Source organism: Actinomadura latina NBRC 106108 (assembly GCF_001552195.1).
Classification (GTDB): domain Bacteria; phylum Actinomycetota; class Actinomycetes; order Streptosporangiales; family Streptosporangiaceae; genus Spirillospora; species Spirillospora latina.
Map to the genome: position 1 here is coordinate 66482 of NZ_BCQS01000003.1, position 21472 is coordinate 87953.

A 21472-nucleotide genomic window follows, 5' to 3' on the forward strand; every position below is an offset into this window, starting at 1 on the left:
GCGCGGGCCGCGGCTCAGGCCCGGAAGCGGACGGCCTCGGGGGTCTGGGCGGGGGCCGGGACGGGCGGCGGGTCGAGCGGGTCGACCGGCTTCGCGTGGCACAGGGCGTACAGGGAGCCGCCCCTGATGCCGAGGGCGGTCGACGCCTCGCCGGTCGCGGTGTAGACGACGTCGTCGGAGTTCAGGGCGTCCGCCAGGCGGTGGTCGACCAGCAGCGGCATCGTGTCGGGCAGGAGCAGCGGGCAGACGAGGCCCGCCGCGTACTCGGTGGCGGCGTTCACGAGGTCGGGGTGCGCCGGCCGGACGGTGCGGGCGCCGACGGTGCGCCGGACCGCCTCCATCGCCGGCCGTTCCCCCGCCGGGACGATCACACCGGTCAGGAAGCGGCGGCCGCGCCGGGCGCCGTCGCAGGAGTAGACGCGCGTCACCAGGCACCGTTCCGCCGGGAGTCCGAGCGCCTTCGGAAGTTCGTCGGCGTGGGCCATCGCGACGGGCAGCCGCACGATCTCGTGCACGGTCTCCCATTCGAGCAGTGCGCGGTGGATGGCGAGAGCGTCCTTCATGTTGGGCTCCATCCCGCGGGGGTCACCCCGCTCACCCCCGGAACTTGTTTCGCTGTGTCCCCGTGCTTCGCACTCTGTGGGAATATCCCCACATACCCGGAACGAGTGGTCTAACTCGCGTCATACGTCACGTAAACCCTCACGATGCGCCTCAGCCGCACGTGCGGCGGACCGGGGCCCTTGGGATCCCGCTACCGTTGTCGTGCGGGAGGCTCACCGGCGGTCGCGCTGGCGTCATCGGAGTGCCCAGAACGTAACCCGGAGATCGCGGCATGTGAAGGGGCCCGTCCGGCTCCGGCCCCGCAAAGGCTCCCGCGCGGGGGCCCGCCGATCACCAGAAAGTCCTTTGTCAGCCCGACAATCAAGGAAATACGCTCGATGGCCGTGCCCAACCAGAATGTGACCCCCGAGTCCTCGCGGCGCACCGCGATCACCGAGCTGCTGCGCGGGATCGCGCCCGTCGCCGACGATCTCGGCGCGATGTTCGCGGCGGCCGGGCATGAGCTGGCGCTGGTCGGCGGGCCCGTCCGGGACGCGCTGCTGCGCCGCCCGACCAAGGACGTCGACCTGACCACCGACGCGCCGCCCGAGCGCACCCTGGAGATCATCCGCGGCTGGGCGGACGCGCACTGGACGATCGGCATCGAGTTCGGCACCGTCGGCCTCCGCAAGGACGGCGTCGAACTGGAGATCACCACCTACCGCAGCGAGTCCTACGATCCGAAATCCCGCAAGCCGGACGTCTCTTACGGGACGTCCCTCGTCGAGGACCTCCGCCGCCGCGACTTCGCGGTGAACGCGATGGCGGCGCGGCTGCCCGGCCACGAGTTCGTCGACCCGTTCGGCGGCCTGACCGACCTGCAGCGCAAGGTCCTGCGGACGCCCGGCAGGCCCGAGGACTCCTTCAGCGACGACCCGCTGCGGATGATGCGCGCCGCCCGGTTCGCCTCGCAGCTCGGGTTCACCGTGGCGCCGGACGTCGTCCGCGCGATGAAGGACATGGCGTCCCGCATCGAGATCGTCTCCGCCGAGCGGGTCCGGGACGAGCTGTCCAAGCTGATCTGCGGCCGGTACCCGCGGCAGGGCCTGGCGCTGCTCGTCGAGACGGGCCTCGCCGCGCACGTCCTGCCGGAACTGCCGAAGCTGCGACTGGAGATCGACGAGCACCACCGGCACAAGGACGTCTACGAGCACTCGCTGATCGTCCTTGAGCAGGCGATCGCGCAGGAGGAGGATGGCCCCGACCTCGTCCTGCGGCTGGCGGCGCTGCTGCACGACATCGGCAAGCCGAGGACGCGCCGCTTCGAGGACGGCGGCCGGGTGTCGTTCCACCACCACGAGGTCGTCGGCGCGAAGATGACCCGCAAGCGGCTGACCGCGCTGCGCTACCCGAAGGACGTCATCAACGACGTCTCCCGCCTCGTCGAGCTGCACCTGCGGTTCCACGGCTACGGCACCGGCGAGTGGACGGACTCGGCCGTCCGCCGCTACGTCCGCGACGCCGGCCCGCTGCTCTCCCGGCTGCACAAGCTGACCCGCGCCGACTGCACGACCCGCAACCGGCGCAAGGCCGACCGGCTGCGCCGCACCTACGACGACCTGGAGCTGCGCATCGAGCGGCTGGCGCAGCAGGAGGAGCTGGCCGCGATCCGCCCGGAGATCGACGGCAACGAGATCCAGGAAATCCTCGGGATCAAGCCCGGCCCGCTCGTCGGCAAGGCCTACACGTTCCTCCTGGACCTCCGCCTCGACCGCGGCATGATCGGCAAGGAGGCCGCGGCCGCCGAACTCCGCGCCTGGGCCGCCGCCGAAGGGCTCCTCCCCGCCGAGGGTGGCGACGCGTGATTCCGCTGCAGCTGGGGCGGATGAGTCCGCGTGAGGCCGAGCGGATGCTGGCGTTCGACCGGGAGCACATCTGGCACCCCTACGCGCCGATGCCCGCGTCCACGCCGGTGCTGCCGGTCGTGTCGGCGGACGGTGTGCGGCTGACGCTCGCCGACGGCACCGAGCTGATCGACGGGATGTCGTCCTGGTGGGCGGCCGTGCACGGCTACAACCACCCGAAGCTGAACGCGGCCGTCACCGGGCAGCTCGGCAAGATGGCGCACGTGATGTTCGGCGGCCTCACGCACCCGCCGGCCGTGCGGCTCGCGGAGCGCCTCGTCGAGATCACGCCGGAGCCGCTGAAGAAGGTCTTCTTCGCCGACTCCGGATCCGTGGCGGTCGAGGTCGCGATCAAGATGGCGCTGCAGTTCTGGCGGTCGCAGGGGAGGCCCGAACGGCACCGGCTGCTGACCGTCCGGGGCGGATACCACGGCGACACGTTCGGCGACATGGCGGTCTGCGACCCGGTGAACGGCATGCACCACCTGTTCGGCGACGTCCTCGCGAAGCACGTGTTCGCGCCGCCGCCTCCGCTCGGCTACTCCGCCGACCCCGACGGGGCGTACCTGGACGAGCTGTCCCGGCTCGCCGCCGAGCACGCGGGCGAGCTGGCCGGGATCATCGTGGAGCCGATCGTCCAGGGCGCCGGCGGCATGCGCTTCTACGCCCCCGAGTACCTGGCCGCCCTCCGCGAGATCGCCGACGAGCAGGGCCTGCTGCTGATCCTGGACGAGATCGCCACCGGGTTCGGCCGGACGGGCGAGCTGTGGGGCTGCGACCACGCCGAGGTCACGCCCGACATCATGTGCCTCGGCAAGGCGCTGACCGGCGGCTACATGACGATGGCCGCCACCATGTGCACCGACCGCGTCGCCGACGGCATCGCCTCGGGCGAAGCGGGCGTCCTGATGCACGGGCCCACGTACATGGCGAACCCGCTGGCCGCCGCCGTGGCGACCGCGTCGATCGACCTGCTGCTCTCCCGCGACTGGCGGGACGAGGTGGACGCCATCGAGGCGATCCTGACCAGCGAACTCGACGCCGCCGCCGGCTTCCCGGGGGTCGCGGACGTCCGCGTCCTCGGCGCGATCGGCGTCGTCGAAGCGCGCGAGCCGGTGGACGCGGCGTCCGTCCAGGAGATCGCCATGGCGCACGGCGTCTGGCTGCGCCCCTTCGGCAAGCTCATCTACACGATGCCGCCGTACATCAGCACGGAGGACGAGGTCCTCCACATAGCCGCCGCCCTCCACGCCATAGCCGAGTCCCTCTGACGCACGTCCGGCTAGCGGAGGGCGTGGGCGGGGCGGGCGAGGCGGGACGCGGCCGTCCGGTAGGCGACCGCGCCCGCGGCGTAGGCGGCGATCACCGCGAGGAGGGTGGGGGCGGCGCGGCCGTCCGCCGGGAGCCAGGTGGCGGCGGCCGTGGCGGCGGCGGCGAACGTCGCGTTGAAGAGCATGTCGTAGACGGCGAACACCCGGCCCCGGTAGGCGTCGTCGATGATCTCCTGCAGGGTCGTGTCGACGCACAGCTTCACGCCCTGCGACACGACGCCGAGCAGGAAGGCGCCGACCGCCCAGGGACGCTCCGCGAACGACATCCCGAAGAGGAGCAGGCCCAGCGCCGCCAGGGCGAGGAGCCACGCCGTCCACGCCTGCTTGCTGATCCGGCGCACCACCGCCGGGGTGATCAGCGCCGCCGCGAAGTACCCGGCGCCGGACACCCCGAGCATGAGCGCGAACGTCTCCAGCCCCCGGTCGGGGTCGTCCGCGAAGTGGTTGCGGCACAGCAGCAGCGTCATGATCAGGACGACGCCGTACAGGAACCGGTGGAACGAGATCGCGCCGAGCGCCAGCGCCGCCTGCGGCCGCCGCGTGAGATGCCGCGCCCCGTCCGCCAGGCCGGACACGACGCCGCCGAGCGTGTCCCGGACGCGTGACACGTCCGGCGCGTCCGGGCCGAGCAGCCCCTTCGGCAGCGTCGTGGCGACCAGGCCCGCCAGCAGGTACAGCGCAGCCGCCGACACGAGGATCAGCGTCGTCCCCTCGTCCCCGGCGCCGGACAGCAGGCGCAGCAGGTAGCCGATGCCCGCGCCGGCGAACGCGATGATCGTCCCGGACGTGACCGTGAACGCGTTCGCGGTCACCAGCTGCTCGCGCCGCACCACGTGGGGCAGCGCCGCCGACAGCGCCGCGAGGAAGAACCGGTTGACGCCGAGCACGACGAGGACGCCGAGGAAGAGGCCCGCGCCGTCCTGCCCGGTGGCCACGAGACCCGCGACGAGCAGCACCAGCACGGCCCGCAGCACCGGCGCCCACACGAGGATCTGGCGGCGCCGCCACCGGTCGATGAACACTCCGGCGAACGGGCCGAGCACCGAGTACGGGAGCAGCGTCACCGCGAACGCCGCCGCGGCCTTGCCCGCCGTGGTCTGCCGCTCGGGCGAGAAGAACACGTAGCCGGCCAGCGCGACCTGGAACACGCCGTCGGTGAGCTGCGAGGCCAGCCGCGTCCCGTACAGCCGCCGGAAATCCCGCTCCCGCAGAATCTCCCGCAGCTGGCCCGCCTTCACGCGATCACCTTACGCGCCGTCGGCCGCCGCTCGGCCGCCGCTCAGCCGCCGCTCAGCCAGAGCCGCGTGTAGTCGTAGCCGGCGGTGGTCGGCAGGTAGCGGGCGTCGCGGACGCGGGAGGAGCAGAAGAGCGTCTGGGCGCGGTCGAGGAGCGGGACGATCGCCGCGTCCTCCATGATCTTCTGGTCGGCCTGCTGCCAGTAGCCGGCGGCGTGCTCGGCGTCGGGCGCGGTGAGGGCCGCGTCGATGAGGCCGTTGACCTGGGGGTTGTCGTAGCCGCCGTAGTTGGTGGAGTTCTGCCCGTAGGTGCGGCCGTCGAAGAGCGGCTGGATGATCGAGCGGCCGTTGTTGCCGTACCAGTCGGGCACCCAGCCGGGGGCGGCGACGTCCCAGTCGCCGGCGGCGGCGCGCGCCGGCGTGCCGAGGGTGCCGGCGTAGAAGGAGCCGCCGGAGTCGGCGATGAGCTCGGTGTCGACCCCGCAGGCGTCGAGGTTCTCGGCGATGGACTGCGCGATGAGCTTGTGGACGCTGTTCGTCCGGTACGGGAACTTCAGCGTGAGCTTGGCGCGGCCCGTCGTGCCGAGCAGCTCGCGGCATTTGGCGGGATCGCCTGACTCGCCGGGCGTCGGGTAGTGGTTGATGGCCGAGTATCCGGAGTTCCCGGGCGGGATCACCGTGTGCAGCGGCCGCGCCACCGACGGCCCGCCGACGATCTTGATGAGCGCGCTGCGGTCGATCGCGTACTCCAGCGCCTGCCGGACCTCCCGCCTGCCGAGCGCGCCGCCGTTGTTCGGGCTGCGCGTGTTGAACACCAGGTACGGGCTGTTGTTCGGCGTCTCCCTGATCGCGAACCGCGGGTCGTCGCGGAGCCGGGAGATCGCGGACGTCGGGACGGGCTGGTCCCACGCGAGGTCGGCGGTGCCCTGCTCGATCTGCTGCTGGACGGCCTCGGGCGAGTCCTGCCCGAGTGTGATCCGGATCTTCGCGACGTGCCGCTCGCGCAGCGGGTCGCCGGCGGCCTGCCACGCCGGGTTGTGCGTGAGCAGGTACGACATGCCGGGACGGTACTCGGTGATCTGGTACGGGCCGTCCGAGATCGTGTGCCGGCGGAGTTGCGGGCCGTCCGGGACGTAGGCGTCGTACTCCTTCGGCGCGGCGGCGGTGTACGGCAGCGTCAGCAGGTTGAGGAAGTCGCTCGCGGGGCGGCGGAGTTCGAACACGATCGTCCGGTCGTCCTTGGCGCGGACGCCCTCGAACCCGTGGTCGCGCTGGTAGGCCGCCATCGCCGCCGGGTCCTTGGCGTCGACGTCGGCGTAGCCGCGGCAGAATTCGTCCATGCCCTTGAGCGTGGAGGTGAAGTAGCCCTTGCCCGCGGACGGCGACGCCGGGTTGCAGAGCCGCTCGAAGCCGCGGACGAAGTCGTGCGCGGTCACCGGACGCGGCGGCTTCGTGTTCCACCGGGCGCCGTCGCGCAGCCGCACCGTGTAGGTGCGCCGGTCCTTGCCGATGTCGCCGTTCTCCCGGGTGGGGATCCGCTGCGCGACGTCCGGCCGGACGGGGACCGTCTCCTGGAAGTCGTTGGACGCCCGCGTCCCGAACAGCGTCCGGGCGAACGTGCGGGCGAGCCCGTACGCGCCGACGCTCGACACGGACGTGGGGTCGAGGTGCTCGACGTCGGACGACCCGATGATCCGCAGCGTCCCGCCGTCGCGGCCCTGGCCCGCCGAGGCGTCGTCACCTCCCCCCGCGCATCCGGCGAGGCCCACCACCAGCCCCGTCAGCCCCGTCAGCCCCACCGTCACCTTGAACATCTCGCGTGCCGCCACGTTCTCACCTCGAACACTCGGACCTTGGCGCACAGTCACCGGCAGTGTCACAGTAGGGCCAGAGAGTGACAAAGGGCCGGTACATCACCGTTTTCTCTCCAGAAGTAAGGACGCCCTGACAGTGGATGTCCACTGTCAGGGCGTCCCTGGGAGACTTTGTGATCAGACTCTCAGCGAGCGCTCAGCGCTCGACTTCGCCGCGGATGAACTTCTCCACCGCGTCGTGCGCCTGGTCGTCGTTGTACTGCTCCGGCGGCGACTTCATGAAGTAGGAGGACGCCGACAGGATCGGGCCGCCGATGCCGCGGTCCTTGGCGATCTTCGCGGCGCGGACCGCGTCGATGATCACGCCGGCGGAGTTCGGGGAGTCCCAGACCTCCAGCTTGTACTCCAGGTTGAGGGGCGTGTCGCCGAACGACTTGCCCTCCAGCCGGACGAAGGCCAGCTTGCGGTCGTCCAGCCACGGCACGTGGTCGGACGGGCCGATGTGCACGTCCGCCTTCGCCATCTCGTGCGGGATCTGCGAGGTGACCGACTGCGTCTTGGAGATCTTCTTGGACTGGAGCCGCTTGCGCTCCAGCATGTTCATGAAGTCCATGTTGCCGCCGACGTTGAGCTGGTACGTGCGCAGCAGCTCGACACCGCGGTCCTCGAACAGCCGGGCCATGACGCGGTGCGTGATGGTCGCGCCGACCTGCGACTTGATGTCGTCGCCGACGATCGGGACGCCGGCGTCGGTGAACTTCTGCGCCCACTCGGGGTCGCTGGCGATGAACACCGGCAGCGCGTTCACGAACGCGACCTTGGCGTCGATCGCGCACTGGGCGTAGAAGCGGTCGGCCTCCTCCGAGCCCACCGGCAGGTACGACACCAGGACGTCCACTTCGGCGTCCTTCAGCGTCTGCACCACGTCCACCGGCTCGGCGTCGGACTCGTCGACCATGTTCAGGTAGTACTCGCCCAGGCCGTCGAAGGTGTGGCCGCGCTGGACCGTGATGCCGGTCGGCGGCACGTCGGCGAACTTGATGGTGTTGTTCTCGCTGGCGTGGATGGCCTCGGACAGGTCCATCCCGACCTTCTTGGCGTCCACGTCGAACGCCGCGACGAACTCCACGTCGCCCACGTGGTAATCACCGAACTGGACGTGCATCAGGCCGGGGACTCGTGTCTCGGGGGCCGCGTCCTTGTAGAACTCGACACCCTGGACGAGTGAAGAGGCGCAGTTGCCCACACCCACGATGGCTACGCGCACCGAACCCATCCGGTTGCTCCTTCTCTCTTGCGGAACATGTGGTTTCACCCGCCCCCGAGGGCGCCGGGTCGCCGCTCAGCGGCCCTCGTCCCGAGGCATGTCCTGGTCAATTCGTTTAGCTGACAGTGCTTGCTGTTCCTGCTCGGCCCGCTCGCGCCCGATGAGCTCGTTGAGCCACCTGACCTCGCGCTCGACCGACTCCAGCCCGTGGTTCTGCAGCTCCAGGGTGTAGGAGTCGACCCGCTCGCGGGTCCGGGCGAGCGCGGCCCGGACGCTCTCCAGCCGCTCCTCCAGCCGGCTGCGCCGGCCCTCGAGGATCCGCAGCCGGACGTCGGCGCGGGTGTGCGAGAAGAAGGCGAAGTGCACGCCGAACCCCTCGTCCTCCCACGCCGCCGGGCCGGCCTCGGTCAGGAGCCGCTGGAGGCGCTCCTTGCCGTCGGCGGTGAGCTTGTAAACGATCTTCGACCGGCGGCTCTGCAGTGCCAGCGGCGTGTTCTCCTCGTCCGAACGGTCTTCGACGATCATCCCGTCCGCGAGAAGCTGCTTCAGGCACGGGTAGAGGGATCCGTAGGAGAACGCCCGGAACATGCCGAGCAGTGCGTTGAGCCGCTTGCGCAGCTCGTAGCCGTGCATGGGGGCCTCGTGCAGCAGCCCGAGCACGGCGAGCTCCAGCACGCCCGCGCCCTTCCTGGCCGCCATCCGGTTCCCTCTTTCCGCAGAAGCCGATGTCTCGATCCGATGTATCGAGTGAATGTATCGACTCGATACATCGACAAGATACGTACAGGGTCCCGTCCTGGCAAGTGGACGTCCAGAACTCCCGGATCGAGCCCCGGCGGGCGGGGAGGCGTACTGGAGGGCGTGACCGCTGCAGCCCGCTACCCTCCGCGCGGGGACGAACGTCCGCCGGGCGGGTGGCGAGATCGTCGAGGTGGGACGCCGAATACGGCGAATCCAGGGTGTATGGGGCCGAAGTATGCCAAAGTGGCGACTGGAACCACCCGGCCATGTCGAGCGCCTTCGGCCATGGGGAGCAGCGCCCCGGACGGCGGACGACCAAGGAGGATCCACCCGGCCGTTTTCATCGGCGGGGGCGTTGACCAGCCGGGTCGGGCATCAGCTGTGCATGCGCTCCCCCCGCTCACCAGCCCGCACAGTACTCTTCGGACGGCGCACGAGTCGCAACAAGGGCCGGGGGCCGCCCCGGGCCCCTGGCAACACCCGTTGTCCCCTGTTGATGAGGTCGCGTGAGTAATCCAAGCCAGCCCCGACCGGAACCCGGGTCGCAGAGGCCGGGCGGGCAGCAGAACCCCCGTCCCGGCGACTCCGCACGTCCGGGTGCCCAGAACGAGCCCGGTGAGCCACAGAACCCTGACGTCCAGGGAACATCGGACGCCGGCTTCGCGGGCGGCCAGGCCGTCCCGGGCGGCCCCGCCCGGACGGCGCCGACACCCGCGATCCCGCCGACTCCCGTGATCCCGCCGGCGCCGCCCCGCTCCTCCGGCCGCCACGCCGCCCCGGGGTCCACGCCCCCGGGCGACCCGCTGGGCCAGGGCTTCCCCGCGAGCCGGCCCGCGCCGAGCGGCCAGTTCCCGCCGGGCGGCACGTCGGATCCCCTGGGTGGGGGCGGACGCACCGCCGGCGGCTCCGCCGCACCGGGCGCGCACTTCACACCGGGCGTCCCCGGCGCGACACCGGGCGTCCCCGGCGCGCCCGGCGGGCAGGCCGCGTCGACCTCGGTCGGGCCCGCCGTGCCGGACGGACCCGGCGCATGGAACCGCCCCAGCGGCTCCGGGACTCCGGGCGCCGGTGGGCAATCCGCACCTGGTGGCTTCGCGCCGCCTCCCGGGGCTGCGCACGGCGGGCACGGCGCCCCTGGTGGCGCGGGCGGCCAGGCCGCGCACGGGCCCGGAGGCCCTGGCGCGATGCGCCCCGACGGGCACGCCGCCCCCGGCGGACCGTTTGCGGCGGGCGGCCCCGGTGCTCCCCGGACGCCCGCGCCCGGTGGCACGGCGGTACCCGGTGGCGCGGCGGTACCCGGTGGCGCGGCGGTACCCGGCGGGCGGACGGGCGTCCCTGGCGGTGCGCCCGGTGGATTCGGCAATGGTGGTCCGGCCGGCCCTCCCGCGGGTGGCATGCCCTATGCGGCCGGGATGGGCGGGGTCCCCGGCGGGCCGCCGGCATTGAGCGGGCCCGGCGCGCCTGGGATGGGCGCGCCTGGGATGGGCGCGGCGGGTATGGGCGCGGCGGGGATGGCCGGCGCCGGGGCGGCCGGGTTCCGGGCGGCGCCCAAGCCGGGCGTGCGGGAGAAGCTCGAGGAACTCGGGAAGACCGGGCAGGAACTCGGGGCGAAGCTGACCGCGAGGTTCAGGAGCAAGGGTGTCCGCGCGGCGCACCGGTCCGGGGCGCCCGCACTTGGTGGTCCCGGCGGTCCCGGTGGTCCCGGTGGTCCTGGCGGCCCCGGAAGACCGGGTGGGCCGGGTGGACCCGGTGGGCCTGGGAGGCCACCGGGGGCGCCGAAGAAGAAGGGCGTGCTCGGGCACCTGCGGTCCCGGGAGACGGGATGGCGGCGGTTCATCCCGTCCTGGAAGGTGATGGCGGGCGTCAGCGGTCTCGGCATCGCGGCGTTCGTCACGCTGATCTGGGTCGCCTACTCGAACACGCCGACGCCCGCGGAGCCGACGGTCGCCGGAGTCGAGGACCAGGCGTCGATCTTCTACTACACCGACGGCACCGAGATCGGGCGGATCGGCAAGAAGCGGCAGAGCGTCGAGCTGAAACAGATCCCGCCGTACGTCCAGAACGCGGTGCTGGCGGCGGAGAACCGCAGCTTCCGCACCGACCCCGGGTTCTCGGTCAAGGGCACCACGCGGGCGGTGTGGGACAACCTGACCGGCGGGTCCGGCGGCGGTTCCACGATCACCCAGCAGCTGGCGAAGAACTACTACTCCGACCCGAACAACCGGACGGTGAACCGGAAGTTCAAGGAGCTGTTCATCTCGGTGAAGCTGGAGGACAAGTTCACCAAGGACGAGATCCTCAAGCTCTACCTGAACACGATCTACTTCGGCCGCGACACGTACGGCATCCAGGCGGCGTCCCGGGAGTACTTCGGCAAGAACGTGTGGGAGCTGACGCCCGACCAGGCGGCCGTCCTCGGCGGCATCATCCAGAACCCGAACCGGGATCCGGGCGCCAAGGAGAGCCAGGCGTGGGTGACCGGGCGGTACCAGTACACGCTCAAGGGCATGGTCGCGATGGGCAAGCTGAGCCAGGCCGACGCCGGCAAGTACATGCAGCGGCTGCCCAAGATCAGCAGGCCGGGCTCTGACAGGCAGCTGTACGGAGGCCAGCGCGGCTACATGCTGACGCGCGCCATGGAGGAGCTCAGCCGGCAGGGTCTCGACCGCAAGGAGCTGACGACGGAGGGCCTGCGCGTCTACACGACGTTCGACCGCAAGCGGATGGCGATGGCCAAGAAGGCGGCCGAGAAGACCGTCCCGCAGGTGAACCCGAAGAAGCTCGCGAAGAAGAAGATCCGCGTCGGGCTGGTGTCGGTGAACACGGCGAACGGCGAGGTCGTGGCCTTCTACGGCGGGCCGGACTACCTGGATCAGTCGTTCAACAACGTGTGGCAGGGCTCGGCGCAGGCGGGGTCGGCGATGAAGCCGTACGTGCTGGCGACGGCGCTGAAGCAGAACTACAGCCTGAAGAGCATGGTCGAGGGACGGTCGAAGACGCCGATCGCCCCGGACGGCAGCGTGACCTCGAAGGACGATCCGAAGGCGACGATCGTCCCGAACAGCCATGACGTGGGTCCGGCGATCAACCTGATCACCGCGACGGAGGACTCGGTGAACACCGCGTTCATCCAGCTGATGGGCAAGGTCGGCATCGAAGAGGTGATGAAGACGGAGACGGACGCCGGTATCGCGCCCGACCTCCTCGAGCCGCACAAGTGCTGCCTGAACCTGGCGCTGGGCGTCAACAACATCCGCCCGATCGAGCAGGCGGCGGGCTACGCGGTGTTCGCCAACGGCGGGGTGTACCACCAGCCGCACGTCATCCGCGTGGTCAGGTATAGCGACAACAAGAGGCCCCGGCTGAAGCCGAAGGTCGAGAAGCGCCGGGTGTTCGACCCGAAGGTCGCCGCCGACGCCACGTACGCGATGCAGCAGGTCATCAAGGGCGGCACCGCGACGGCGGCGGCGCTCCCGGACGGACGCCAGGCGGCCGGCAAGACCGGTACCACCGACCGGAACGTCTCGTCGTGGTTCGTCGGATACGTCCCGCAGATCTCGACCGCGGTGACCATCTACAACGACGCGACCGGCCCGGACGGGAAGAAGAAGTCGGTGATCCTGCCGCAGATCGGCGAGGTGCAGGGCGGCACGATCCCCGCCCGCATCTGGCGGTCCTACATGTCGAACGCGCTGCAGGGCGTGGACGCGAAGGCGTTCCCGCCGCCGGCGTGGGGCGGGATCGTGCAGAAGTGGGCGAAGCCGCCGGAGAAGAAGAAGGACGACCGCAGGCCGCCGTGGTGCAACAACCCGATCCTCAAGCAGCACCCGCGCTGCCAGGGCAACGGAGGCGGCGGCGACACGGGGAATGGGCCGCCGTGCCAGTCGCCGTTCTCGGACGGTACCTGCGACCCGAACAAGCCGCCGAGCAACCCCCCGCCCCGGTGGTGGTGCCAGATCCACCAGGGCGATCCGGCCTGCCGGAACCGAGGGGGCGGCCGCAACGCCCAGACGGAGAGTCTCGCGCCTCTGACCCGACTGGCGAGGCCGCCGGAATGAACCGCCCGCCACTGCCACCCGAACCGTCCACTGGAACTTGGGGGTGTGACATGAAGCATGTTCGCCAATTGCCGCACGCCAGCGGCCCCGATCGAGTGATCCCGTCCGGCCGGATGAAGGGCAGCCGCGCCTCATCGGCCTCCCCTGCATCAGGGGCGCAGTACTCTCGGACGACGCATAGCCGTCCCCCAGTTGATGAGGCCGCGTGAGTAACCCAAGCCGATACGGACCGGACCACGGAGAGAGTGCTGGCCGGCGGGGCTCCCCCCGTCCCGGTTCCGCGGGCATGCCGTCCGGCGGGCAACGCGGTGGGCCGCCCGGCCCGCCGGCGCCCGGCAGGACGCCGCGGCCCGGCGGCGGCAGGAGCGGAGGCAAGCCCGGCGGGCCCGCGCGGGTGGGCGCCCCCGGCGGCGGGCGGCGCCGAGGCACGCCCGCGGCCTCGCCCTCGGGTCCGGGCGGGCCCCCGCCGCGTTATGGCGCGGGCGGTCCGGGCGGCCCCGGCGGCCGTCCAGGCGGTCCGGGAGGCCCGGGTGGTCCAGGTGGCCCCGGCGGTCCGGGAGGCCCCGGCGGTCCCGGCGGCCGGAGTCCCGGTGGCGGGTCCGGTGGCGGGGGCGGCTTCTGGGGCGAAGAGGGACGCGGACGCCGCGAGAAGCGCGCCGACGACCCGGACAGGAAGACCGGCTGGCGGCGGTACGTCCCGTCCTGGAAGATCTCGGTCGCGATCGTCAGCGTGATGATCCTGGGCATGGCGACGCTCGTCGTGGTCGCCTACGCCAACACCCCGCTCCCCACCAAGGCGCAGCAGGACGCGCTCCGCCAGGAGTCCAAGATCACCTACGCGAACGGGGCGACGCTCGCCCGGGTCGGCACCCACCGCGAGGACATCGCGCTCAAGGAGGTCCCGGAGTTCGTCCAGAACGCGGTGCTCGCGGCGGAGGACCGCAAGTTCTACAGCGAGCCCGGCATCTCGCCGACCGGCATCGCGGGCGCGACGTTCCGGGCCCTGACGGGCGGTGAGGTGGCGGGCGCGTCGACGATCACCCAGCAGCTGGCCCGCAACTACTGGGCCAACCTCAGCCGGGACCGCACGGTCAGCCGGAAGTTCAAGGAAATCCTGATCTCCATCCGGATGGGCAAGGAGATGGACAAGAAGAAGATCCTTGAGCTGTACCTCAACACCGTCCCGTTCGGGCGCCGGTCATACGGGATCCAGGCGGCGTCCCGCGCCTACTTCCACAAGCCGGTCACCGAGATCAACGAGTCGGAGGCGGCGATGCTCGCCGCGTTGATCCAGCGGCCGGGCTACTTCGTGACCTACGGCTCGGCGAAGAACCCTGCGAAGCAGGCGCTGATCAACCGCTGGAACTACGTCCTCGACGGGATGGTCGAGCAGGGCTGGCTCGACCAGAACAAGCGCGCGGCGGCGAAGTTCCCGCAGACGCAGAAGAACTGGAGCGACGCCCCGAGCGACCCGAACACCGGCTACCTCCAGGACCGCGTCCTCGCCGAGCTGAAGGATCTCGGCATCGACGAGCAGAGGCTGGAGACCGGCGGTCTGCGCATCACGACCACCTTCAACCAGGGGCTGCAGGCCTACACCAACAAGCTCGTCGAGCAGGTCAAGAAGGAGAACGGGCTCAAGTCGGACATCTGGTTCGGGCTCGCGGCCGTCGACCCGAGGACGGGCGGGGTGGTCGCCGCCTACGGCGGACCCGGCTACGCGAAGCATCCGTTCAACAACTCGTTCCAGGGCAAGGTGCAGCCGGGTTCGTCGTTCAAGCCGATCGTGCTGGCCACCGCGCTCGACCAGGGCATCAGCCTGAAGACGACGATGGACGGCAGCTACAAGCGGGTCATCAACGGCCACCCGTTCACCAACGACAACCGGTCGGAGAACGGCGTCTACAACCTCAAGCAGATGACGGAGCACTCCATCAACACGGCCTACGTCGACCTGGGGCAGAAGGTCCAGCTGTCGAACGTCATCGACATGGCCAAGAAGATGGGCATCCCAGGGGAGACTCCGGGCCTCGACCCGACCTACACCTCGCTGCCGCTGGGCGTCATCGACGCGAGCGCGGTCACGATGGCCTCCGTCTACTCGACGTTCGCCGCCGGCGGCAAGCACCGCAAGGCCCACGTGATCGCGAAGATCGTCGACGCCAACGGGCACACCATCGTGAACAACGAGAACAAGTCGCTGAAGAAGCTCCCCTGGGAGACGCCCACGACGGCCTTCTCCGAGGGCGTCGCGGCGGACGCCACCGCGGCGATGCGCGCGGTCGTCCAGTCCGGTACCGGTACGCGCGCCAGCCTCGGCGCCCGTCCGGTGGCCGGCAAGACCGGTACCGCGGAGGAGAACAACTCCGCGTGGTTCGTCGGGTACACGCCGGAGCTCGCTACCGCGGCGGCGATGTGGCGGCAGGACAAGAACGGCAAGCGCAAGTCGCTGGTCGGTGTCGGCGGCTACAACCAGGTCTACGGTGGCACGGTCCCGGCCGACCTCTTCAAGCGGTTCATGCTGAAGGCGCTGGAGGGCAAGGAGATCAGGCAGTTCCCGCCGCCCGTCAACGGCGGCGAGGTCGCCCCGTGGGCGAAGGCGAAGCCGACGCCGTCCCCGTCGGCCACGCCGAGCCCGACGAACTCGCCGAACTGCCGTCCGGGGCAGCCGAACCCGCAGCCGGGCTGCCGTTCGAACACGCCGACGCCGGCGAACACGCCGACGCTGCCGCCTGGACAGGGGCAGCCCTGCAACGAGTTCAACATGCCGCTCGGCTGCGACCCGAACCTGCCGCCGAACGGCGACAAGTCCTGGTGGTGCGCGAAACCCGAGCATCGCAACGACCCCGCCTGCCGGAACCAGGATCCCGGGGGGCCCGGCGGCGCCTAGTCGGCATCGCAAGGCCGGCATCGTGAGGACGGCCCGGGGCCAGCGGCGGCTCCGGGTCGTCCTTGTGATCAGGACGTGGCCTGCGGCGCATAGTCTTGCTGTCCATGTCGTCGTCTTCTGAGAGGCTCGCGATGTCCGCCGGCAGCGACACGGCGGACCCCCGCGGCCGGCTGATGCGGCTCGCACCGGTGCTGACGGGCCTCACCGCCCTCGTGTGCCTGCTCGGCTGGCTGCAGAAACAGCCCTGCGCGTCGGTGCGGTTCGACTTCATCAAGACGACGACGAACGCCTGCTACACCGACATCTACCCGCTCTACTACGTGCGGGGGCTGAGCGACGGCAAGGTCCCGTACTTCGACGCGCTCACCGGGTCCGACATCCACTACGTCGAGTACCCGGTGCTCAGCGGCGGCTTCATGCAGCTGGTCGCGTGGCTCGTCCGGCCGTTCGGGGTGGACGCGCGCGGGATCGCGTTCTACGACGTCACCGTGCTGCTCCTCGCCGCCCTGGCGGTCGTGGCCGTGCTCGCCACCGCGTACGCGGCGGGGCGGCGTTCGCTGCGCGCCGGCCTGATGGTGGCGCTGTCCCCCGCGCTGCTGCTCACCGCGTACATCAACTGGGACCTGCTCGCCGTCGCGCTGTCCGCGCTCGCGGTCGCCGCCTGGTCGGCGCGCCGCCCGGCGCTCGCGGGCGCAATGCTCGGGCTGGCGATCGCCGCGAAGTTCTACCCGCTGCTGTTCCTCGGCCCGCTCGTCCTGCTGTGCGTCCGCGCCGGGCAGTGGCGCGCGATGGGACGGCTGCTCGCCGGCACGGCCGGAGCCTGGCTGCTCGTCAACCTGCCCGTGATGATCTTTGCGTGGGACGGCTGGAAGGAGTTCTACACCTTCAGCCAGCAGCGCGGCATCGACTGGGGATCGATCTTCTTCGTCCTGCAGAACCACGGGCTGGAGAAGCCCGCCGCCGACACCGGACTGCTCAACCTCCTCGGCACCGGGACGTTCCTCGTCCTCGCCGCCGGCATCGCCGTCCTCGCGCTCGCCGCGCCGCGGCGCCCGCGGCTGGCGCAGCTCATGTTCCTGGTGCTGGTCGCGTTCATGCTGCCGAACAAGGTCTGGTCGCCGCAGTACGTGCTGTGGCTGCTGCCGCTCGCGGCGATGGCCCGCCCGAAGCTGCCCGCGTTCGTCGCGTGGCAGCTCGGGGAGATCATCTACTTCTTCGGGATCTGGTGGTTCCTGCTGTCGGTGTCGGGCCAGACGCAAGGCGCGAACCTGTCCGACACGATGTCGGCGGTGTTCAGCCTGGACGCGCCGGAGGGCGGCATCAGCCAGGACGTCTACGGCCTGGCCCTGCTCGCCCGCTTCGCGACCGTCCTCCTGCTGGCCGCGCTCGTGGTGTGGGACATCCTGCGGCCGTCGGACGACGTCGTCCGGGCGGACGGGGAGGACGACCCGGCGGGCGGTGTGCTCGACGGCGCCGCGGACGTCATCTCCCTGGGCCGCTGGCGCGGCGCCCGCCGCGCGCGCCGCGCCGTGGTTCCCGTGGCGTCCTAATCACGCAGGGCCTAGTCGCGCAGGGCTTCGGCGAACCATTCGAACGACGGAGTCATCGCGGGCCAGACCGGCCAGCCGTTGATGACGGCGATCAGCTGCCAGTACCGTTCCGCGCGCCGATCGGTGCCGATCTCCGTCCGCCGCCGCAGCTCGCGGCGGAACTCCGGGCCGTCCGAGGCGCCGAAGGCCTCCGCGTAGGCGGCCACCAGCTCGTCGACGATGGGACGGGCCGCGTCCGAACGGGGCTCGATCCCGTCCGCGATCGCCGCCGCGGCCTTCTCCCCCGTCAACTGGCCGAGCCGCGCCGGGTCCTCCGGATAGGCGCCCTTCTGGATGTCGGCGGCCTGGAACTCGGCCATCCGCCGCACCGCCGCCCGGAAGTCGGGGTCGCCGACCAGCTCGGCCAGCTCGACCCAGGCGTCGACCTGCTCGGGTTCGGGGTCGTCGGGCAGTTCCGGCAGTGCGGACCGCATCTTGGCCTCGAAGCCGGGGTCGACGTCGAGCCCGGCGAACGACTCGTCGATGAAGTCGGTGATGATCCGCCGGCGCTCCTCGTCGGACAGCCGGGCGAGCTTGTGCATGATTTCGATCTCCTCCGGGGTGGATCCGCGTTTCGCCACCGCCCGCAGCACGGCCCGGCGCAGCCTGAGCGTCCGGATCTGCACGTCCAGTGCTTCCGCGTGCGCCTCCGCGACCTCCCCGACGCCGATCTCGCGGGACAGCACCCGCTGGATCGTGCCGAGGTCGACGCCGAGATCCCGCAGCGTCCGCACGAGGTCGAGGCGCGCGGCGGCGTCCGCGCCGTACAGCCGGTAGCCGGCTTCGGTGCGGCAGGTGGGCGGCACGACACCTTCATCGGAGTAGAACCGGATCGTCCGCACCGAAAGCCCGGTGCGCCGCGCCAGTTCCCCGATCGTGTACAAGGTGCCGCCGTCCATGCCCCTCACCCTGCGCCCTCCACCCACTAGAGACTCAACCGTTCGGCCGCCTCGCGCGGGGAACGGGTCGCGGGGACGCGGGAACGGGAGGGGACGTGGACGCGAACCAAGCACTGGACGCGCTGCTCGCGGGGCGGCTCGAGCCGGGCGTCTACCAGTGGCGGACGCCTCCGGTACCGGGCGCGATCGGCGACGCGAGCTGGACGGAGCGGGCCGCGGAGTCAGGATGGCGCGGCTTCCACCTCGACGGCCGCCGCGCCCGCGACAAGGGCGCGTTCCTGCGGCTGTGCGCCGGCGTCTTCGAGGTTCCGGCGCTGGCCGACGGCGACTGGGACGACCTCGCCGGCTGCCTGAAAGACCTGTCGTGGACGCCCGCGAAGAACGGCTACCTGGTGCTGTACGAGTCGTGGGCGGAGCTGGCGGACACCGACCAGAAGGCGCTGAAGGTCGTGCTCGACGTGTTCGGGGACGCGGTCAAGACGTGGCAAGACACCCCCACCCCCATAACGGTGCTGATGGCCAGCGTGGGAGTGGAGGTGGCGGGCGTCCCCAGGCTCGTCTGAACGGGTCAGTACGTGGTGCCGCTGCTCGCGGCGAACATCGCGATCCCCAGGATGTAGAAGACCAGGACGATCAGCCAGCCCGCGCTGATCAGATAACCGAGGATGAGACCGGTGACGGCCATGCCGTGGCCGCCCTCGCCGGTCCGCTTGATCTGGCTCAGCGAGACGTGCCCGAAGATGATCGCCAGGACGGACGTCACGCCGCACGCGAAGAAGCCGATGAGCCCGCACACCAGCGACGCGGTCGCCATCCCGTTCGTGGGCGGGACGACCGGCATCGACCCCCCGTAGTAGTGGTGCTGCACCGCCGGGGGCTGGGAGTAGGACTGGGCGTACGGATCCTGCTGCCCGTATCCGTAGGGGTCGTAAGGGGGCTGTGCCATGTGCTTCCCGATCGGTTCGCGCGCCCGCCGCCGGAGAGAACGCTCGTGCGCTGAGGCTGGTTCCGGATTATGCCAGTGTGACGTGACCTTCTGATGTGCGTCGTCAGGCTGGTCGCATGCCGGTTAGATGCAGCGCACGCGATGCGGGTTCCAGTGACGCCCTCGACTCTGCTTCGTCAGAGCTTCGAACGCAACCAGGAGATGTCGCCGGCCTGCCCGTCCGCCGGCGTCTCCACCACGACCGGAGCGCCCGCGGCCCTGACCACGCCCAGGATCAGCTCCGGGTCGATGCTGCCATTGCCCAGGTTGGCGTGCCGGTCGGCGCCCGACCCGAAGGCGTCCCGGCTGTCATTGCAGTGCACCAGGTCGACGCGGCCGGTTATGGCCTTGATGCGGTCGACGGCGTCGACGAGTTCCTCCCCCGCCGCGTGCGCATGGCATGTGTCGAGGCAGAAACCGAGCTTGGACTCCAGCCCCGGGACGCCCGACAGCACCTCCCACAGCCGCGCGATGCGGTCGAACTTCCGCGCCATGGCGTTCCCGCCGCCGGCCGTGTTCTCGATGTAGACCGGAATCGGACACTCGACCCGCTCGAACACCTTCCGCCAGTTCTCGAAGCCCGCCTCGGGATCGTCGTCCTTCAGCACGTGCCCGCCGTGCACGATCAGCGCCTTGGCCCCGATGGACGCGGCCGCCTCCAGTTGCTGGGTGAGGTTCTTGCGGCTCGGGATGCGGATCCGGTTGTTGGACGTCGCCACATTGATCGTGTACGGCGCGTGCACGTACACATCGACATCGGAATCCGCCAGCGCCTCGACGCCCTCCGGCAGGACGGGCTTCTTCCAGCCCTGCGGATCGCCCAGGAAGAACTGGACGACGTCCGCCCCGACCGCGCGGGCGTTGTCGAGCGGATTGTGCTGGTCGACATGGGCTCCGATGCGCATGCCCCCGAGCCTATCCGCGCCCTACGACACCCGAGCCGCCGAGTGGGGACGGCCCGGTCGCCGGGCTCAGATCGAGAAGCCTCCGTTGCTGAGCGCGAAGCCGCCGCCGATGAACGCGGCGATCATGCCGATCACGTTGAGCCAGCGTTCGTTGGTCGTCGCCGAGATCATCTGCGAGTACAGCGCGACCGGCAGGCCGATCGCGCCGAGCAGGGCGCCGGGGAAATGGGTCGCCGGGATCCAGCCCAGGATGAGGGCGGCGATCCCGATGGTGACGGCGGCCACCGCCATCACGTCCTGCACCCGATGGGACTCGTGCGGGACGGCCTCGGTACGGGCGGGCGACTGCTTGGCGCCTGTTGCCTCCTGCGGCATCGGGAACCTCCTCCAGGTCGTGGCTCCCGCGCTTGGGGCGCATGGTGAACGCGGGGCCGGACGGACCATGCCCGTAAGGAGATTCCCTGTCCGAGCGAAGATCAACCAGCGTGGACGTGCGGAAAATGTCGGCGGCACCCGGTACTGTCGAACATGGATTCGAGAAGACCGGCTCGGGTCCGGCCCCCGAGGGGAAGCGGGGGAGAGCAGGAGGTGCACACCGTGACGAAAGCGGAGTTGGGGCTCATCGGCGACGCGGAGCTCGTGGAGGAGCTGTCGGTGCTGACGACCCAGACCGCCCGAATGCGCGCCCGCATGGCCGACATCATGGCCGAGCTGGAACGCCGCCGCTGTACCAAGGGGGCCCGCCCGGGCCCGCGCCGCTGACCGGCCACTCCATGAAGCACCCGTTCGCGCGGCGCTCCCTACGCGTCCGGCAGGGCGATGGGAGCCGGCGGCGTTCGCTCTCCCGGGGCTCCGCTGCGGGAACGGACTCGTAAGGTGCCGACTGTTGGTAGCCTGTATCGGTCTCACGGCAGGTCCGCCCGGCGATCCGGGGTCGGCACCGCCGCGGGAGACGCAACAGCCCTCCTGTCACGGAGAGACCGTGACCGCACCAGTCCAGAGGAGGTAGGGACACAGCATGCGTCGTTACGAACTCATGACCATCCTCGACCCCGCCATCGACGAGCGCACCGCGAACACGGCGCTCGACCCGTTCCTGAAGGTCGTCCGGGACGGCGGCGGCACCGTGGAGAAGGTCGACGTCTGGGGCCGCAAGCGCCTGGCGTACGAGATCCAGAAGAAGTCCGAAGGCATCTACGCGGTGATCGACCTGTCGGCCGAGCCTGCCACGGTCAAGGAGCTCGACCGGCAGCTCAACCTGAGCGAGTCGATCCTCCGTACCAAGGTCATCCGCCCCGAGGTCCACTGAGC

17 protein-coding genes are annotated in these 21472 nt (G+C 70.8%); 8 read left to right on the forward strand and 9 right to left on the reverse strand.

Annotated elements, in window-relative coordinates; genetic code table 11:
• Positions 1 to 14: 14 nt before the first annotated feature.
• Positions 15 to 563, reverse strand: coding sequence for an aminoacyl-tRNA deacylase (locus AL2_RS01020; RefSeq protein ID WP_067628176.1), 549 nt, complete (start codon positions 561 to 563; stop codon positions 15 to 17).
• A 378-nt stretch (positions 564 to 941) separates the two neighbouring features.
• Between AL2_RS01020 and AL2_RS01025 the strand changes: the two genes are divergently transcribed.
• Positions 942 to 2408, forward strand: a complete 1467-nt coding sequence (locus AL2_RS01025; protein ID WP_067628179.1) for a CCA tRNA nucleotidyltransferase — start codon at positions 942 to 944, stop codon at positions 2406 to 2408.
• Positions 2405 to 3718 (forward strand): adenosylmethionine--8-amino-7-oxononanoate transaminase, encoded by a 1314-nt coding sequence (locus AL2_RS01030; RefSeq protein ID WP_439951351.1) that lies wholly within the window; start codon positions 2405 to 2407, stop codon positions 3716 to 3718. The genes AL2_RS01025 and AL2_RS01030 overlap by 4 nt, the downstream gene beginning before the upstream one ends.
• A gap of 11 nt (positions 3719 to 3729) precedes the next feature.
• Here the strand turns inward: AL2_RS01030 and AL2_RS01035 are convergent, their stop codons facing one another.
• From AL2_RS01035 to AL2_RS01050, 4 genes are all read right to left on the reverse strand, one after another.
• Positions 3730 to 5016: an MFS transporter gene (locus AL2_RS01035; RefSeq protein ID WP_067628182.1), complete on the reverse strand. Its 1287-nt coding sequence runs from the start codon at positions 5014 to 5016 to the stop codon at positions 3730 to 3732.
• A gap of 41 nt (positions 5017 to 5057) precedes the next feature.
• The gene (locus tag AL2_RS01040; RefSeq protein WP_245666243.1) at positions 5058 to 6842 is read right to left on the reverse strand and encodes an ABC transporter substrate-binding protein; all 1785 of its coding nucleotides are present in this window, start codon (positions 6840 to 6842) and stop codon (positions 5058 to 5060) included.
• A 181-nt stretch (positions 6843 to 7023) separates the two neighbouring features.
• Complete coding sequence (locus tag AL2_RS01045; protein WP_067628184.1) at positions 7024 to 8103, reverse strand: inositol-3-phosphate synthase; 1080 nt, start codon at positions 8101 to 8103, stop codon at positions 7024 to 7026.
• A 66-nt stretch (positions 8104 to 8169) separates the two neighbouring features.
• Positions 8170 to 8793, reverse strand: coding sequence for a PadR family transcriptional regulator (locus AL2_RS01050; RefSeq protein WP_067628187.1), 624 nt, complete (start codon positions 8791 to 8793; stop codon positions 8170 to 8172).
• A 1832-nt stretch (positions 8794 to 10625) separates the two neighbouring features.
• Here AL2_RS01050 and AL2_RS01055 point away from each other — a divergent pair.
• From AL2_RS01055 to AL2_RS39685, 3 genes are all read left to right on the forward strand, one after another.
• Positions 10626 to 12893, forward strand: coding sequence for a transglycosylase domain-containing protein (locus AL2_RS01055; protein WP_067628190.1), 2268 nt, complete (start codon positions 10626 to 10628; stop codon positions 12891 to 12893).
• 733 nt (positions 12894 to 13626) lie between these two features.
• The gene (locus AL2_RS01060; RefSeq protein ID WP_245666353.1) at positions 13627 to 15783 is read left to right on the forward strand and encodes a transglycosylase domain-containing protein; all 2157 of its coding nucleotides are present in this window, start codon (positions 13627 to 13629) and stop codon (positions 15781 to 15783) included.
• 104 nt (positions 15784 to 15887) lie between these two features.
• Positions 15888 to 17333: a glycosyltransferase family 87 protein gene (locus AL2_RS39685; protein WP_281181555.1), complete on the forward strand. Its 1446-nt coding sequence runs from the start codon at positions 15888 to 15890 to the stop codon at positions 17331 to 17333.
• 11 nt (positions 17334 to 17344) lie between these two features.
• On the opposite strand, the gene AL2_RS01070 is transcribed toward AL2_RS39685, so the two are convergent.
• On the reverse strand, positions 17345 to 18271 hold the full coding sequence (locus tag AL2_RS01070) for a MerR family transcriptional regulator (RefSeq protein WP_067628199.1): 927 nt from the start codon (positions 18269 to 18271) through the stop codon (positions 17345 to 17347).
• Between the two features lie 95 nt (positions 18272 to 18366).
• On the opposite strand from AL2_RS01070, the gene AL2_RS01075 reads away from it, so the two are divergent.
• A complete protein-coding gene (locus AL2_RS01075; RefSeq protein ID WP_067628202.1) occupies positions 18367 to 18834 on the forward strand; it encodes a barstar family protein in 468 nt (155 codons plus the stop codon).
• Between the two features lie 5 nt (positions 18835 to 18839).
• Here the strand turns inward: AL2_RS01075 and AL2_RS01080 are convergent, their stop codons facing one another.
• The 3 genes from AL2_RS01080 to AL2_RS01090 all read right to left on the reverse strand — a co-directional run bounded on the left by AL2_RS01080 (position 18840) and on the right by AL2_RS01090 (position 20536).
• Positions 18840 to 19217, reverse strand: a complete 378-nt coding sequence (locus AL2_RS01080) for a DUF4190 domain-containing protein (RefSeq protein WP_067628204.1) — start codon at positions 19215 to 19217, stop codon at positions 18840 to 18842.
• A gap of 176 nt (positions 19218 to 19393) precedes the next feature.
• Positions 19394 to 20161: a deoxyribonuclease IV gene (locus tag AL2_RS01085; protein ID WP_067628207.1), complete on the reverse strand. Its 768-nt coding sequence runs from the start codon at positions 20159 to 20161 to the stop codon at positions 19394 to 19396.
• A gap of 66 nt (positions 20162 to 20227) precedes the next feature.
• Entirely contained in the window at positions 20228 to 20536 is a 309-nt protein-coding gene (locus tag AL2_RS01090) for a hypothetical protein (RefSeq protein WP_067628210.1), read from the reverse strand.
• A 222-nt stretch (positions 20537 to 20758) separates the two neighbouring features.
• Between AL2_RS01090 and AL2_RS37955 the strand changes: the two genes are divergently transcribed.
• Together AL2_RS37955 and rpsF are read left to right on the forward strand one after the other, a co-directional pair.
• Complete coding sequence (locus AL2_RS37955; protein ID WP_168444543.1) at positions 20759 to 20923, forward strand: hypothetical protein; 165 nt, start codon at positions 20759 to 20761, stop codon at positions 20921 to 20923.
• Between the two features lie 256 nt (positions 20924 to 21179).
• Positions 21180 to 21470, forward strand: a complete 291-nt coding sequence (rpsF, locus tag AL2_RS01095) for a 30S ribosomal protein S6 (RefSeq protein WP_067628213.1) — start codon at positions 21180 to 21182, stop codon at positions 21468 to 21470.
• The last annotated feature ends 2 nt before the right edge of the window (positions 21471 to 21472 follow it).

Coding starts and splice junctions, on each gene's coding strand:
- AL2_RS01090 (WP_067628210.1), bottom strand. CDS start 20,536: ATGCCGCAGGAGGCAACAGGCGCCAAGCAGTCGCCCGCCCGTACCGAG.
- AL2_RS01085 (WP_067628207.1), bottom strand. CDS start 20,161: ATGCGCATCGGAGCCCATGTCGACCAGCACAATCCGCTCGACAACGCC.
- AL2_RS39685 (WP_281181555.1), top strand. CDS start 15,888: ATGTCGTCGTCTTCTGAGAGGCTCGCGATGTCCGCCGGCAGCGACACG.
- AL2_RS01045 (WP_067628184.1), bottom strand. CDS start 8,103: ATGGGTTCGGTGCGCGTAGCCATCGTGGGTGTGGGCAACTGCGCCTCT.
- AL2_RS01080 (WP_067628204.1), bottom strand. CDS start 19,217: ATGGCACAGCCCCCTTACGACCCCTACGGATACGGGCAGCAGGATCCG.
- rpsF (WP_067628213.1), top strand. CDS start 21,180: ATGCGTCGTTACGAACTCATGACCATCCTCGACCCCGCCATCGACGAG.
- AL2_RS01070 (WP_067628199.1), bottom strand. CDS start 18,271: ATGGACGGCGGCACCTTGTACACGATCGGGGAACTGGCGCGGCGCACC.
- AL2_RS01020 (WP_067628176.1), bottom strand. CDS start 563: ATGAAGGACGCTCTCGCCATCCACCGCGCACTGCTCGAATGGGAGACC.
- AL2_RS01050 (WP_067628187.1), bottom strand. CDS start 8,793: ATGGCGGCCAGGAAGGGCGCGGGCGTGCTGGAGCTCGCCGTGCTCGGG.
- AL2_RS01025 (WP_067628179.1), top strand. CDS start 942: ATGGCCGTGCCCAACCAGAATGTGACCCCCGAGTCCTCGCGGCGCACC.
- AL2_RS01060 (WP_245666353.1), top strand. CDS start 13,627: ATGATCCTGGGCATGGCGACGCTCGTCGTGGTCGCCTACGCCAACACC.